The following is a 13,384-nucleotide window of genomic DNA, read 5'->3' as shown; positions in this document are numbered from 1 at the left end:
GGAATTACTATATGAAGCAAATCAAGAAGGTTCAGGTAGAAGAAATAGGCTTTCATGAAGGCTTACAAAGAGAACTTTCAACATATCCTGAAAAAACAGTATATGAAGATAGTTCTGTTTCAATTGAACAAGTAAACAATCCCTATTTCTTAGTTAATGACACATGGAATATAAACGTTGTAGGTGGAATCAGGCAGTTCGAAGAAGTGGTAGCACACTATAATAATTCCAGTAAAAATATTTACTTTCGACTTAATAATCCTTCACTCAATTTAGAAGTGAAATATGTGTATTATCAGCAATTGTTTAATGATTTCTGGACAATCCAGAATATATTTAGCTCTCAAAGCCCATTAAAAAGAATGATAGAGTTCATAAACGAAAAATACCCCAAAATATCATCCTTTTTGAATTTGGATATTGAAAAAGCAGAACAGGAATATGTCTTTTGGTTGAATAAAAAGGGAATCAAAACTTATTACACTATAAAACATGAAGATTGTAAAGATAGTTATATGAAAACCGCAATAGCAAGCTTTTTAAGAATCGTTTATACTACATTAATCCATTTCACTGATAAGAGAGATGAATGGGAAAAAGACAAGTGGGATATTCGTAATTTACATGATAAATATGGTATTGACTACAATAAAAGCACCAATCTCTACAAACTTGACTTCTCAAAGATTGATGAAATGGTTCGTGAACAAGTTAAAAAATATTTTAAGCAACGATTAGTCAGTAAAAACAGATTTTCTACGGGGACAGCGCAGAGTTATCTAAAACATATACCAGGTTTTTTTAAGTTTATATTTTCATTGGAAACAACATGGAAAGACTTAAAGCCTCTAACAAGAGCACATATTGAGAAGTACATCGAACATTTACATGAATACGCTAAAAATAATTTAAAAAAACGTAACGCTCACCCTGCAAGTTATGTTATGCGATCGCTGTCTTTGCTACAAAAATTCCTTGAAGACATTCAACGGTATGGGTACGATATGGCTCCCGAAGCTAATGTACGATTATTAATTTTTCCTGAAGATAAACCAAAGCTAAGAAAAAAGTCAATTGAACAAATTGACTATATTCCCGACTATGTATTAGAGCAACTCTTTACTCATATTGATCACTTGCATAAAGAAGTTGTTCCTATCGTTTGGATTGCGTTTAAAACAGGACTTAGAATTTCTGATGTATTAGGTTTAACCTCTGATTGTTTAGTAAAACTAAATGGTCAATACTCCATTGAAACCGATATTGAGAAAACATATGTAAAAGGGCATCGAATTCCGATTGACAATGAATTAGCAGATATTCTTGCGGTTCTTATCGAGAAATCAAAAGAACTTAGCAATCAAGACAACAATCCCGAAGGGTATATTTTCGTTCGTTATCGTGGCCGACGGAAAGGAAAAACTTTTGGACAAGGCTTTCTAGGAAAAAAATTAAATATATTAGCAAATAAAAAAAACATCACTGATGAAAATGGGGATATTTTCCGTTTTAAATCCCACCAGTTCCGACATACTTATGCAGTAAAGATGTTGAACGGTGGTGCGGATATTCTTACGGTACAAGAGTTATTAGCACACTCATCCCCTGAAATGACAGTAAGATATGCCAAGCTATTAGATGATACGAAAAGAAAAGCCTTTGAATCGGTAATAAAGCAAGGTGTTTTTAGTTTTGACTTAAACGGTGAAGTACAAGAAATTAAATCAGGAGAAGATATTCCAGCAGAAATATTGGATGCCTTATGGCAAGACCATAAGCTAAATGCGATGGATAACCCTTATGGAACGTGTCACGCCCGTCTGAATGGAAATTGCCCTCATATGGAAGCACCACCTTGCCTAACTTGTGGTGACAATCAAACGCCATGTAAAGACCTAGCAGTAGGTTTTTCGGAATTAGATAAGGAAAAATATGAACTTCACATTAAAACAACCATAAAAGCTATAGAAATAGCAAAACAAAGGGGGCGAGAAGATATAGCCGAGAAAAACGAAAAAAATTTACAACGTTATCAAAATATTTTCAATACCCTACAAGAAGGAAATGTTATATTTGGTAGACAAGCTCGGATGAAGAGAAAGTTAGGTGTTAAACATGTCTGAATATGACCGTTCTGCACATTTGAAAGCAATTCATGCCAAACGAAAAGCAAATACCCTTCAACGAGTAGATGAAGCTATTAAAAGGCTTTTAAAAGCGAATGAAAAAATTAATTTTAACAGTGTATCCAATGAAGCAGATGTATCAAAAGCAACGCTTTATAACAACAAGGGCTTTCGTTCGAGAATTGAAACATTACGAAATCAACAGTCACAAGTGCCTGCACCGAAACAAGTAAAGCGAGAAATGAATGAAAGTAACAAGGACGCCCTGATTGCTTCCCTAAAAAGGAAAAATAAGAAATTGGAAGATGAAAACAAGCAATTAAGAGAGCAACTGAAGGTAGCTTACGCAGACGTATATAAGAAGTTATAGTCAATAGGAGAACGTTGTTCTCCCCCTTCTTCTTCAACTAACTGGCAGGTTAGCTCAATAAGGAATCAAAATAAGAACTTGTAAGCTTCTGAAGAAGTGGACAAAAGAAGGGTTTTAAATACAAAGTAGAATATGTTATACAGATGTAGAGAGATAATATAATTCATTTGTGGTAAATTAGGAATAGTTTGATTTGTTCGAGACTAAGTAGAAGAATATAAAATGTATGTGATTTTTTACCCAATCCTATATGTCTTATTCTATGGAGGAAATATGCTTAAAGATAACTTTAAAATTAGTAATATTCCCGCGGTTTTATGGGGAGAAAAGAGTGAAAAAATTTTTATTGCAGTACATGGAAATATGTCAAATAAGGAAGATGCAGTGATTCAATTATTAGCTGAAGAAGCCAATCAAAAAGGTTATCAAGTATTAAGCTTTGATTTACCTGAGCATGGAGAAAGAAAAAATGATAATACTCCTTGCAAGGTACAGCTTTGTGTTAGTGAATTATCTATAATTATGAATTACGCAAAAGAACACTGGAAAGAAGTAAGTGTGTTTGCATGTAGTATGGGAGCTTATTTTAGCCTTTTGGCGTATCAAAATGATGTGTTAAAAAAGGCATTATTTTTATCACCAGTAGTTAATATGGAACGAATTATCGAAAATATGATGAAATGGTTTAATGTAACACCAGAGCTTTTGCAAAAAGAAATGACTATAGAAACACCTATTGGTCAAAAGTTATATTGGGATTATTTATGCTATGTAAAAGAACATCCTATTAATACATGGAATACAGATACATATATTATGTATGGAGCCAAGGATGAACTGTGCGAATTTGAAACTATTAACTATTTTACAAAAAAACACCGTTGTGAATTAGAAGTCCTGGAAGCAGGTGAACATTACTTTCATACTGAAGAACAGTTGAAGGTATTTGAACAGTGGTTACACAAGCATATAGATTAACAAATTACAATTTATCTAAGAGATTTAATGAAGAACCTGCTAGAGAAGAATTATGAATATATAAACTGGTAGTATATTTGAGAGATACTATGAATGTGAATTTACTAACTTATGTACAGAGATAATAAAGTTGTTTAATTTACAATAAAGTCATTTAAAAAATAATATAGTTGTTTAAAAATCCTTCTTCTACTAACGAGGCAGGTTAGTGGAAGAAATAGCAAGTGGGTTTAACTAGGAGAAGTGTCGATGACATTAAAGAAGACACCGAGGTGTCTTCTTTTTTTAAAATTAAGGATATCGATAAATTAAGATTTATTTACTTAACATTATACTTATTTTCGGACCGAGGCATCTAATCGTTGAGTATATACAAACCAAGTAATGCTTGCTGTTAATAATGTTGACGAAATTAAAGCTGTAAGAACACTATATGTTTGCCAAATAAGTATCGTTGACCAATCGAAGGCAAAAAACATTATACACTGGGCAATCGTAGCGATTAGGAAAATAATTGTTACGATTGTTCTCTTTTTTGTCATTGGCTGCTGCTCATTCGTTTTCCTTTTTCTTAATCCTAAGAAAAATAACAGAACGGCTAATAGGCAAAGAATAATTGTGGTAGACGACAAAATGATGTCCAAAAGCTGTGTGCCACTTATCTCATATGACTGAGTTAGATTGCCGTTTAATATATTTTTAACTTGTAGTACCAGGTTTATATTGGTATTTGCGCCGTTGCTCAGTAAGCAGATGGCTGTTCTTTCATTTGGCAGTATGGCTACTTTGGTACTAAAATTCGGATTACCCCCAGTGTGTTCTATAAACGTTTGTTCGACGTTTACCAACCAACCTGCCGCATAATACATATCATTGACAGCCGAAACAGACATATCACCTCTATGTGATTTTTCGATGGCCCTGTGAAATATTTCGGGTATGTCCTGCACGATACCCATCTGTATGCCCATCCAACGCGTCATATCTTTTGTATTAGAAATGATATAGCCGGCAGGTTTATTCCCAGCATAATCCGGAGCGTTAAATGGAGTTGTTATAAAAAAGGAAGAACGGTAGCCCTGTGCTAACTGTCCAGTGGCTTGAGCATCTTCTTTATAAACATACGTCTGGTGAAGACCTAAGGGTAGAAGTACCTGTTCCTTCATAAAGTCTTCATAGCTTTGTCGTGATACAATCTCAATAACCAAACCCAATACGTCATAATTAACGGTTCCATAGTTATATTGTTCACCGGGAGAGAACGCCAATTCGGCATCTACCAGCGTTTCCACAGTCTTTTGCAACATATCAGGCGTATTACCTTGTGGAATATTTTGAAGATGTCTAATATTTGTTAGGCCGCTGGTATGGTGAAGAAAGTTATTTAGTGTAAGGTTTTGCATATCAACAGGTTTACCTTGATACTTTAACGTAAACCAAGGTAAATATTTTTGGATAGGGTCAGTCATTGATAGCAGCCCTTGCTCTTCCAATAGCAAAATCCCCATACCAGTAAAAGCTTTACTCACCGAGGCCAACTCATAGAGTGTATTTTCACTTGCAGACAGTCCCTTTTCAAGATCTGCATACCCAGAAGAAAAGTAGAACACTTCACCATCAGCAAGTATTGAGAGTGACATTCCAGGCACACCTGACGTACGACAGGCATCATCTAGCAATGCTTGTATTGCCACAGATTTCGAATCTGACAACGCATAACTTTGTGTTGCGAATCCTGAGAATAATATAAATATCGTTAATACAAAAACAATAGTCTTTTTCATACACTCTCCTTTCTGAAGAATTATAAGGGTATAAATAACTTATTTTTATAACTATAAACTAAATTCCGATTTATCTTTCTATTTATCTATATAATATCAAATAATTGTGAAGAGTTACACTTAAACTAACGGGGGCGTTAGTTCAATAAGAAGTAAACAACTTTATTATTCATTTTTAAGCATTACATAAGCAGATGGATATAATTTGAAACAACTTTAAAGAGCCTTGCTGCATATAGAATGTAATAAGGCTCTTATCTTTTTTAATCAAAATTCAATAACTTTATTATCACTATACAACTTAAACAAACGGGTGCTTTAGTAAAAGAAGAAAGGGTTCTATATATTAGATATGACTAATATGTAGAACCCTTTAATTTTTCTATCTTTTTTAAAATTAGGTCTTGATAAAAATAATCACCTTGTCTTTTTCTGTAACTTGTTTCATGTGAAACTATTTTTTGCTAAATGGTTGTTTTATGGAAAAGATACGTTAAAATAAAGTGAAACTTTAATCAGTTGGGGTTTTGTCCATCCCCCACTGATTATTAGCCTTCACCAATCGGGCTTTTACGGGCAGTTGATCTCCCACCTAACTCCCTCGCAGTCGCCGAATTTTGAGGTGGGAGTCTTACTGCCCGTTAATGCGGGATAAATTCATATTATTGGAAAGGAGGAACTAAATTGAATATTAAAAATAAAAAAATAACAATGGGAACTCTTCTACTAACTTCTATCATTGGAGTTATTGGGGTATCTATTTATTTCACATGTTATGGTACCCCTTGGGGAAAACAAACAGCAATTGCCGAATCAAAAAATTATATTACAAAATACTTTAATCTTGATGCGGAAGTCAAAAATACTTCTTACGATGCTAAAATGAATAGCTATGCAATCTCCTTTGAAACAAATACAGACGGAGAGTTTACTATCGAATATAAAAGTCCTAATAACTTTAACATTTCTCCAGGAGTTCAAGAGTATTTAAGTAAACACTACAAATTTACAGAGTAGTAACTAAGCATACATATACAAAAAAGAGTTGGTGTAACGCCAACTCTTTTTTACTTATTTTTGTCATGTTGTTACATCTTCCCTCTCAATATTTTTAATTCCATAATAAGCAATCGCAATACCAATTGCTGCAAATGTGAATTGTAGAGGGAGAAAAGTCGCTATAGAAAATACTGGCTGGTTATTAATTGCGATTAGTACAACGATAATAGATGAAACGATTGTAGTTGGCACCGAATGTTTACGCATTCCAAAATATAGAGGGATTAAACTTATTCCCGCCGTTGCAATTGCTAAAGGGACAAGGTTTACCCCTTCTTGAATCAATTGATCTACTGTGAATGAATTAGGAAGAATTGAAAAGTAACTATCTATTCCAAAGAAAAGTCCTACTACTAAAACATTAGATAAAATAACTGTTATAAATGTTACTATTGCTGTAATAGCCAACTTACTAATCATCATTTTCTTTCGGTTAATCGGATAAGAAAACATGAGTAGTATTGTTTTATTTTTATATTCATCAATTATTAACTTTGCGATTAATACACCACCAAAAATAATAAATGTTGCTCTTACTAATGCACTAGCCATTAACAAAATCGCCTGCGGATCCCTTATTTCTGGATCTCCTTCTATTTGAGAAACGATACTAACAAAGATTAGTAGTGCCAGTATGGCGATATTTGCAATAATTGCTCCCTTCACATACCATCCAAGCTTAAATTTTTTCATTTCTAGCTTCATAAGACGTAGCATGATAGTCCTCCTTCCTTTTTGACGGGATCTATCTCTTTATCTACTCGTTCACCTTGAGCAGAAATTACTATTTTATTAGAGTCTGTACTTTTAAATTCAATATCCCAGTTTTCACTGTCCACTTCTATTTCTTTTATATTATTTATCTCAAAAGAATTTTCTTTCTTAAAATCTTTTCCCTGAAATGTCTTAAAACCAAAAACCACACTAGCAATTGTAATAAACAAAATTGCAATTACTATTATTTTTTTCACCATTCATACCCCAGTTCGTTGTTGTTTTAATCTTGCTTCACGCCACATCAATCTTGTCGATTTTACGATACGAAAGATAACTAATAAAAATTCCTAATAAACAGAGGGCAATTGGTATAGCTATAAAGTCAAATATACTTACTTGACCGTTTCCAGTACCAAAGTTACCGTTAATTATCATCGCGATTATTACTGCAGAAGTAATCGTTGTCGGTGCCGATTTCTTTCTCATCCCAAAAAATAAAGGAATTAAACTTATTCCAGATATCATAAATGCATTTATAAAAGTAGCCGGAACAGTAGCTATTATTTCGCCCATCGTAACAGGTGTTTCAAGTAGGCCCATCATTGGATTCATACAGAATATAAGCAAACTAATAATGAAAGTAGCGATAATCGTGCTCACAAAGCAAAAACTAAAAACAATTGCTAATTTCGCTCCCATTACCACTTTTCTTTGCAGTGGGTACATAAACAATAATTGCATTGTTTTATTCTTGTACTCATCAATTACTAAACGTGATAAAATGACCGAACTAAAAATAATGAATGTTATCCTAATAACAAGATTTGCTAAAATCATATATTTTGTGAAGTCAGTGATTGCCACGTCTCCTTCGCCTTTCATTCCCGATGCCATAAGGCTCACCGCAGCAAAAATTGCTATAATACAAATTGCTACACCTTTAAAGTAACTAGATAATTGATGTTTCTTCCATTCGAGCTTCATTAATCTAAGCATACAAACCACGCCTCCATTCCTTATATAACTGTCTCTACGCTACTAACATTCTAATTCCAGCAGTAACTACGCTTAATATCCCTATCACTAGTAAAGTTAAAATCCACTTTCGTTCTGGCTTTTTATAATATAAGATTCCACTTATGAGTATTACGATAAATCCTGCTATAAGATTTAGTATTAATGCATTCATGATCATATCCCCCTCGCTGAAGTTACATTAAGCGTGAATGCCTTCTCCATCCATTACGTTTAAGAAATATTCTTCTAACGAACTATGTTTCTTATTAATACTTTCAATTTCTACATCGTTCATAATAAGTGCTTTTGAAATTGCCTGCTGCGTCGCCGCCACTTCATAAACACGAATCGTGTTTCCACTCATTATTTTGTAATTTTTTATACCGAGTTTATCTTCTAAAATATAAGCTGCACGCTTCACATCAGGAACAGTAATTTCAATGTACTCAGTTTGCTTTCCATTAATACTCTTCATTGAAACTTCTTTTATTAGTTTTCCATTTTGAATAACACCGATTGTATCTGCCATTTGTTCCATCTCGCCTAAAATATGACTAGAAACTAATAACGTAATGCCATATTCTTTGCAAAGCATTTTGAATAAATCTCTTAATTCTTTAATACCTATTGGATCTAAGCCGTTAATCGGTTCATCTAAAATAAGTAGCTCTGGTTTTGTCATGATCGCCCTTGCAATACCGAGTCTTTGTTTCATCCCTAATGAAAAATCTTTTACTTTTTTATTGTCTATGCCACTCAGTTTCACTAAATTTAAAGCATGATCAATTGCGTTCTTATCGTAATACCACATATATTCACAATGTAAATCCAGATTTTCCTTCGCCGTTAATTTATCATAAAAGATTGGATATTCAATAATTGTCCCCATTCTTTTTAATACTTCATAAGATGTGTCTGTTAACTTCTCACCGAAAATTTCAATATCACCGCTCGTCGGTTTTATTAAATTTGTAATCATTTTCATAATCGTTGTTTTACCCGCGCCGTTCGGTCCTAAAAAGCCATAAATCTCTCCTTTTTTCACATGCATATTAACACTAGAAATAACTTCTTTCCCTTTAAACACTTTCGTTAACTGGTTCGTTTTTAATATATATGTCATGTCACTTTCCCCTTTCGCACTGCTCTATATTTCTATAATAGACAATGGAAATCTCTTTTTTCTTACCCGTTCCTTACAAATTCCTTACGTTCAAAAAAGCTTGTAGAATCTACTTCTCTACAAGCTAAAACTGCATCTTTGTTAATACAACTGTAAAAATTGTTTTTTCATACTGCTTACTAGAAAGATGAATTTCTCCATCCATCGCCTCCACAAGCCTTTTCGTAATCGTTAACCCTAGACCGCTACCTTGGTACAATCTATTTCTTGAATCTTCAAGTGTGTACATACGCTCAAACACTTTATCAATATGAGATTCATCAATTCCTTTTCCTTTATCCCATACGTCTATATACACACTCGTTTCATCATCTCTTAAAGTCATACCGAGTGTCTTTCCATCGTCTCCATATGTAATCGCATTTGATATTAAATTATTTAACACTCTGCCTAATACTTCTGTATTTCCAAGTGCATATATATTTCTTTCTGGTATATCGATATGAACATGAAAACCTTTCGTCGTCACTAAATCATAAAAAGATAAAATCTTCTCGCGACAAACTTCATTCATATTTACTTTTGTTATCTCGATTGCCTTATCACCAGATTCTAATTTTGCTAAATCAAAAAACTTATGAATCAGTTCCATCACTTCTAGTGTTTTCACATGCACCTTTTCAAGTAATATTTGCTGTTCTTCTTTACTTATCGTTTTATCCTTATTTAACATTTCTGTATATCCAAGAATAACTGTTAGTGGTGTTTTTAAATCATGTGAAATATTTGAAAGCATTTTTCTCGTTGAAATTTCCACTTTTGCATGATCTGCATTCGTTTTCTGTTTTGCATCTAATAGATGATTAATTACGACTAATAGTTTTTGTAATTCTTTATCATCCGTCATAATTAATAGCTTCTCACCAGTTTGTTCTTTTACAATTCCCTCTAATTTTTCATACGTGTATCGTAAATTGCTACTATTATTTTTTCGAATTTTATATTGCACGTAAATGACGATAAGCAATATAAAGATTACCACTGTTAAAAATATAACCATACTACATCACTTCCAATTTATACCCAATCCCCCATAGCGTTTTTATGTATTCTGGGTTAGATGGGTCAATTTCAATCTTCTCGCGTAACCTTCTCATATGAACGTTAATAACATTATCGTCACCATAATATTCTTCATTCCAAACGAGCGTATATATTTGTGCTTTCGTAAAAACACGATTTTGATTCTTCATGAATAGTTTTAAAATCTCAAATTCTTTTAAAGTAAGTTTAAGCTGTCTTCCCTTTTTCTCCACAGTAAAATTAATTGGATCAATTGTTAAATCACCAATCTGAACGGCCTCATCTTTCGATTCCACCGCTGAGTACTTTGTTGACCTTCGAATAACAGCTTTGACACGTGCTGCTAATTCAATCATAGAAAACGGTTTACAAATGTAATCATCTGCTCCAAGCCCTAAGCCAATCGCTTTATCAACATCCGTATCTTTTGCTGACATCATTAAAATCGGAACAGCACTTTTTTCTCGAATGATTCGCACAACCTCTAAGCCATCTAACTTTGGCATCATAATATCGAGGATAATCAAATCAAATGAACCTTTTAAAAATGCGTTAACTCCTTCTTCTCCATCAGATGCGATTGTAACTTGAAAACTTTCTTTTACTAAATATGTTTCAACCATCTCTTGAATTGAGATATCATCTTCAACTAATAAAATATGATATGACATATTTCTATCCCCTTTTTTTACAAACATTAACATTTTAATTGTATCGTAACGAATGAATGCTGGAAAGAATTATATGAATTTTTAAACCAACTTCCCTTCCTTCCCTAACAATGATATGATGAAATTCACTACTATTGTTCATAATTAACTTTATATAAAGGAGACTTATCATGTCAGAAAATAAAAAAGTAAGCTTAGCTGATTTAATGCGCGAACAACTTGCAAAGAAAAAGCAAGGAAATGGAAACGGCTCAAATAATGGAAATCAAAGTCAAGCAACGAAAAAATTACAAAACCAACAAACGAAGAAAACAAACAACCAACGTAGACGTACAGGTGTATAAATGAACGGGCAAAAACGATCTAACATTTCATCAGGTCTTGAAGTTGATATTGTATTAAAACAAGATCAACGTACAGGCAAGCTAACAAGAGGAATTGTAAAAGATATTTTAACTAATTCACCCTCTCATCCGCACGGCATTAAAGTACGATTGCAGGACGGGCAAGTTGGCAGAGTCCAAAATATCATTCAATAAGAAAAGGAGCTCATTTAAACTTGAGCTCCTTTTTTCTTTATTAGGCTTTAATTTTCTCGATGAAAACTACTTTTAAATAGTCCCCTTCTTTAAACTGATCAATTGTACGGAAATCTTCCGGTAAAGAATGCTCTTCTAATATTTTATATTTACCGTTCATTTCTTTAAATGCTGTATCGATAAAGCCATTAAACTTTTTCATATCGAATGCGCTACAATTTGTAGAAGCAACGATAATACCGTTATTTTCTGTAATGGCAATTGTTTCTTTTAATAAGTTTTTATAATCTTTCGCCGCACTGAACGTATATTTTTTTGAGCGTGCAAAACTTGGAGGATCAAGTACCACCATATCAAACTTCATCTTTTTCTTAACTGCATATTTGAAATATAGAAATACATCTTCTACAATAATATCTTGTGCTTCATAATCAATTTCATTTACACTGAACTGCTCAATCGTTTTACTTAAACTACGATTTGCAAGGTCAACACTTGTTGTTTTACTTGCGCCACCAAGTGCTGCAAATACAGAGAACGCTCCTGTATAAGAGAACATATTTAAAACTGTTCTTCCTTTTGCATATTTATCACGAATTTGTTTTCGAACGTTACGCTGATCTAAAAACACACCAACCATCGCCCCGTCATTTAAATATACAGCAAAGTTTACACCGTTCTCTTTTACGATAAGTGGGAACTCACCGCGCTCTCCTGCTACGAAATCATCACCTTCAATGTACTTTCCTTTCGTATCAAAACGCTTTTTCTCATAGATGCCTTTAAAGTTTGCTACCTTTTGAAATGCTGCTACGATTTCATCGCGGAAAGTATAAATACCTTCACTATACCAACTTATTACGTAATAACCGTCATAATAATCGATAATTAACCCACCAAGGCCATCACCCTCACCATTCAGGGCACGAAATGCTGTTGTATCATTTGATTTATAAAAATGTTTTCGTTTATGTAAAGCAGATTTGATTTTACTTTCAAAGAAAGATTGATTCACTTGCTCCTTCTCTTTTCTCGTTAAAATCCAACCATACCCTTTATTTTGTTTTCCATAATAGCCTTTTCCGATGAATTGGTTCTTCTCATCTACTACGTTGATGATTGTTCCTTCTTCACGTACATCATTTAAATTTTGAATAGCATCTTTTAAAATAAGTGGATATCCACTTTTAATTTCTTTTATAAACTTCGGTTTTATTTTTATAGTTACTTCAGATCGCATGTAATGTCTTCCTTTCCATTTGAATGCTTTCTAATTAGTAGGAAGCAATGTAAAAAACGAGGCTGAAAAAAGCCTCGTTTCACTATACCATATTATTGCTTTGCTCGTACAACTAGCTCATTCTCTCACATAACCGAAAAAAACTTATATATTTCATTATTACTATTGATAATGATAATGATTTTCATTATCATTAATGTATATGAATTCATGAAATTAAAGATAACTTTATAGGAGGAATAAACATGATTATTGTTGCAAATATAGCTAAAATTACAAAGGGTAATGGTCATAAATTAATCGAGCGTTTTAATAAAGTTGGAAAAGTTGAAACAATGCCTGGTTTTTTAGGATTAGAAGTTCTTTTAACACAAAATACAGTTGATTACGATGAAGTAACAATTAGCACTCGCTGGAATTCAAAAGAAGATTTTCAAGGTTGGACGAAGAGCTCAGCATTTAAAGATGCTCACTCACATCAAAGCGGGCTACCAGAGTATATTCTCGACAATAAAATCACTTACTATGATGTTGAAGTCGTACGCATGCCAATGGCAGCAGCTCAGTAAAAATACGTTTCATAAAAAAGTATAGAAGTATGAAAAGGAATATCCCTTCTCATTAAAATGTACCCTATAGAATAGACACTTAAAAAAAGTCTATTCTATAGGGTATTT

Annotated in this window: 15 protein-coding genes and 1 pseudogene; 7 read left to right on the top strand and 9 right to left on the bottom strand. The window is 33.1% G+C overall.

From position 1 onward, the window contains the following. The first annotated feature begins 11 nt into the window (after positions 1-11). The 3 genes from CQZ94_RS03625 (at position 12) to CQZ94_RS03615 (ending at position 3,474) form a co-directional block, all read left to right on the top strand. Positions 12-2,123: a tyrosine-type recombinase/integrase gene (locus tag CQZ94_RS03625; RefSeq protein WP_070168159.1), complete on the top strand. Its 2,112-nt coding sequence runs from the start codon at positions 12-14 to the stop codon at positions 2,121-2,123. Next, positions 2,116-2,496, top strand: coding sequence for a DUF6262 family protein (locus CQZ94_RS03620; protein ID WP_070168158.1), 381 nt, complete (start codon positions 2,116-2,118; stop codon positions 2,494-2,496). The genes CQZ94_RS03625 and CQZ94_RS03620 overlap by 8 nt, the downstream gene beginning before the upstream one ends. A 273-nt stretch (positions 2,497-2,769) precedes the next feature. Then, positions 2,770-3,474 (top strand): alpha/beta hydrolase, encoded by a 705-nt coding sequence (locus tag CQZ94_RS03615; RefSeq protein ID WP_000910314.1) that lies wholly within the window; start codon positions 2,770-2,772, stop codon positions 3,472-3,474. Between the two features lie 335 nt (positions 3,475-3,809). On the opposite strand, the gene CQZ94_RS03610 is transcribed toward CQZ94_RS03615, so the two are convergent. Next, positions 3,810-5,258, bottom strand: a complete 1,449-nt coding sequence (locus tag CQZ94_RS03610) for a serine hydrolase domain-containing protein (RefSeq protein ID WP_070168157.1) — start codon at positions 5,256-5,258, stop codon at positions 3,810-3,812. A 684-nt stretch (positions 5,259-5,942) separates the two neighbouring features. On the opposite strand from CQZ94_RS03610, the gene CQZ94_RS03605 reads away from it, so the two are divergent. After that, complete coding sequence (locus CQZ94_RS03605; protein ID WP_105584328.1) at positions 5,943-6,275, top strand: YfjL-like protein; 333 nt, start codon at positions 5,943-5,945, stop codon at positions 6,273-6,275. Positions 6,276-6,338: 63 nt separating this feature from the next. On the opposite strand, the gene CQZ94_RS03600 is transcribed toward CQZ94_RS03605, so the two are convergent. The 7 genes and pseudogenes from CQZ94_RS03600 to CQZ94_RS03575 all read right to left on the bottom strand — a co-directional run bounded on the left by CQZ94_RS03600 (position 6,339) and on the right by CQZ94_RS03575 (position 10,928). Continuing rightward, positions 6,339-7,034 carry an ABC transporter permease gene (locus CQZ94_RS03600; RefSeq protein ID WP_105584327.1) on the bottom strand — a complete coding sequence of 232 codons (696 nt, stop codon included), beginning with the start codon at positions 7,032-7,034 and terminating at the stop codon, positions 6,339-6,341. Positions 7,035-7,045: 11 nt separating this feature from the next. Further along, positions 7,046-7,291 (bottom strand): annotated as a pseudogene (locus CQZ94_RS03595) (hypothetical protein); the annotation flags it as partial. Positions 7,292-7,325: 34 nt separating this feature from the next. Further along, entirely contained in the window at positions 7,326-8,030 is a 705-nt protein-coding gene (locus tag CQZ94_RS03590; protein WP_105584326.1) for an ABC transporter permease, read from the bottom strand. Positions 8,031-8,064: 34 nt separating this feature from the next. Beyond that, positions 8,065-8,223, bottom strand: coding sequence for a hypothetical protein (locus CQZ94_RS31095; RefSeq protein ID WP_181149444.1), 159 nt, complete (start codon positions 8,221-8,223; stop codon positions 8,065-8,067). Positions 8,224-8,250: 27 nt separating this feature from the next. Beyond that, on the bottom strand, positions 8,251-9,174 hold the full coding sequence (locus CQZ94_RS03585) for an ABC transporter ATP-binding protein (protein WP_105584325.1): 924 nt from the start codon (positions 9,172-9,174) through the stop codon (positions 8,251-8,253). A 124-nt stretch (positions 9,175-9,298) separates the two neighbouring features. Further along, entirely contained in the window at positions 9,299-10,234 is a 936-nt protein-coding gene (locus CQZ94_RS03580) for a HAMP domain-containing histidine kinase (RefSeq protein ID WP_105584324.1), read from the bottom strand. Position 10,235: 1 nt separating this feature from the next. Beyond that, positions 10,236-10,928: a response regulator transcription factor gene (locus tag CQZ94_RS03575; protein ID WP_105584323.1), complete on the bottom strand. Its 693-nt coding sequence runs from the start codon at positions 10,926-10,928 to the stop codon at positions 10,236-10,238. A 170-nt stretch (positions 10,929-11,098) separates the two neighbouring features. On the opposite strand from CQZ94_RS03575, the gene CQZ94_RS31090 reads away from it, so the two are divergent. Further along, on the top strand, positions 11,099-11,272 hold the full coding sequence (locus CQZ94_RS31090; protein ID WP_105584322.1) for a hypothetical protein: 174 nt from the start codon (positions 11,099-11,101) through the stop codon (positions 11,270-11,272). Beyond that, positions 11,273-11,467 carry a YwbE family protein gene (locus tag CQZ94_RS03565; protein WP_001014315.1) on the top strand — a complete coding sequence of 65 codons (195 nt, stop codon included), beginning with the start codon at positions 11,273-11,275 and terminating at the stop codon, positions 11,465-11,467. It begins immediately after the preceding gene. Positions 11,468-11,507: 40 nt separating this feature from the next. Here the strand turns inward: CQZ94_RS03565 and CQZ94_RS03560 are convergent, their stop codons facing one another. Beyond that, positions 11,508-12,707 carry a class I SAM-dependent rRNA methyltransferase gene (locus tag CQZ94_RS03560; protein WP_105584321.1) on the bottom strand — a complete coding sequence of 400 codons (1,200 nt, stop codon included), beginning with the start codon at positions 12,705-12,707 and terminating at the stop codon, positions 11,508-11,510. A gap of 245 nt (positions 12,708-12,952) precedes the next feature. Between CQZ94_RS03560 and isdG the strand changes: the two genes are divergently transcribed. Further along, positions 12,953-13,276, top strand: coding sequence for a heme oxygenase (isdG, locus tag CQZ94_RS03555; protein WP_105584320.1), 324 nt, complete (start codon positions 12,953-12,955; stop codon positions 13,274-13,276). Positions 13,277-13,384: the final 108 nt, after the last annotated feature.

This window comes from Bacillus sp. MYb209 (assembly GCF_002975175.1).
Taxonomy (GTDB): Bacteria; Bacillota; Bacilli; order Bacillales; family Bacillaceae_G; genus Bacillus_A.
The sequence above is the reverse complement of the archived record's forward strand: the minus strand, read 5'-3'. Positions and strand labels throughout refer to the sequence as shown.

What these genes read in the sequence shown, in the direction of transcription:
- CQZ94_RS03625 (WP_070168159.1), top strand. Translation starts at nt 12, where the DNA reads ATGAAGCAAATCAAGAAGGTTCAGGTAGAAGAAATAGGCTTTCATGAA.
- CQZ94_RS03620 (WP_070168158.1), top strand. Translation starts at nt 2,116, where the DNA reads ATGTCTGAATATGACCGTTCTGCACATTTGAAAGCAATTCATGCCAAA.
- CQZ94_RS03615 (WP_000910314.1), top strand. Translation starts at nt 2,770, where the DNA reads ATGCTTAAAGATAACTTTAAAATTAGTAATATTCCCGCGGTTTTATGG.
- CQZ94_RS03610 (WP_070168157.1), bottom strand. Translation starts at nt 5,258, where the DNA reads ATGAAAAAGACTATTGTTTTTGTATTAACGATATTTATATTATTCTCA.
- CQZ94_RS03600 (WP_105584327.1), bottom strand. Translation starts at nt 7,034, where the DNA reads ATGCTACGTCTTATGAAGCTAGAAATGAAAAAATTTAAGCTTGGATGG.
- CQZ94_RS03590 (WP_105584326.1), bottom strand. Translation starts at nt 8,030, where the DNA reads ATGCTTAGATTAATGAAGCTCGAATGGAAGAAACATCAATTATCTAGT.
- CQZ94_RS31095 (WP_181149444.1), bottom strand. Translation starts at nt 8,223, where the DNA reads ATGAATGCATTAATACTAAATCTTATAGCAGGATTTATCGTAATACTC.
- CQZ94_RS03585 (WP_105584325.1), bottom strand. Translation starts at nt 9,174, where the DNA reads ATGACATATATATTAAAAACGAACCAGTTAACGAAAGTGTTTAAAGGG.
- CQZ94_RS03580 (WP_105584324.1), bottom strand. Translation starts at nt 10,234, where the DNA reads ATGGTTATATTTTTAACAGTGGTAATCTTTATATTGCTTATCGTCATT.
- CQZ94_RS03575 (WP_105584323.1), bottom strand. Translation starts at nt 10,928, where the DNA reads ATGTCATATCATATTTTATTAGTTGAAGATGATATCTCAATTCAAGAG.
- CQZ94_RS31090 (WP_105584322.1), top strand. Translation starts at nt 11,099, where the DNA reads ATGTCAGAAAATAAAAAAGTAAGCTTAGCTGATTTAATGCGCGAACAA.
- CQZ94_RS03565 (WP_001014315.1), top strand. Translation starts at nt 11,273, where the DNA reads ATGAACGGGCAAAAACGATCTAACATTTCATCAGGTCTTGAAGTTGAT.
- CQZ94_RS03560 (WP_105584321.1), bottom strand. Translation starts at nt 12,707, where the DNA reads ATGCGATCTGAAGTAACTATAAAAATAAAACCGAAGTTTATAAAAGAA.
- isdG (WP_105584320.1), top strand. Translation starts at nt 12,953, where the DNA reads ATGATTATTGTTGCAAATATAGCTAAAATTACAAAGGGTAATGGTCAT.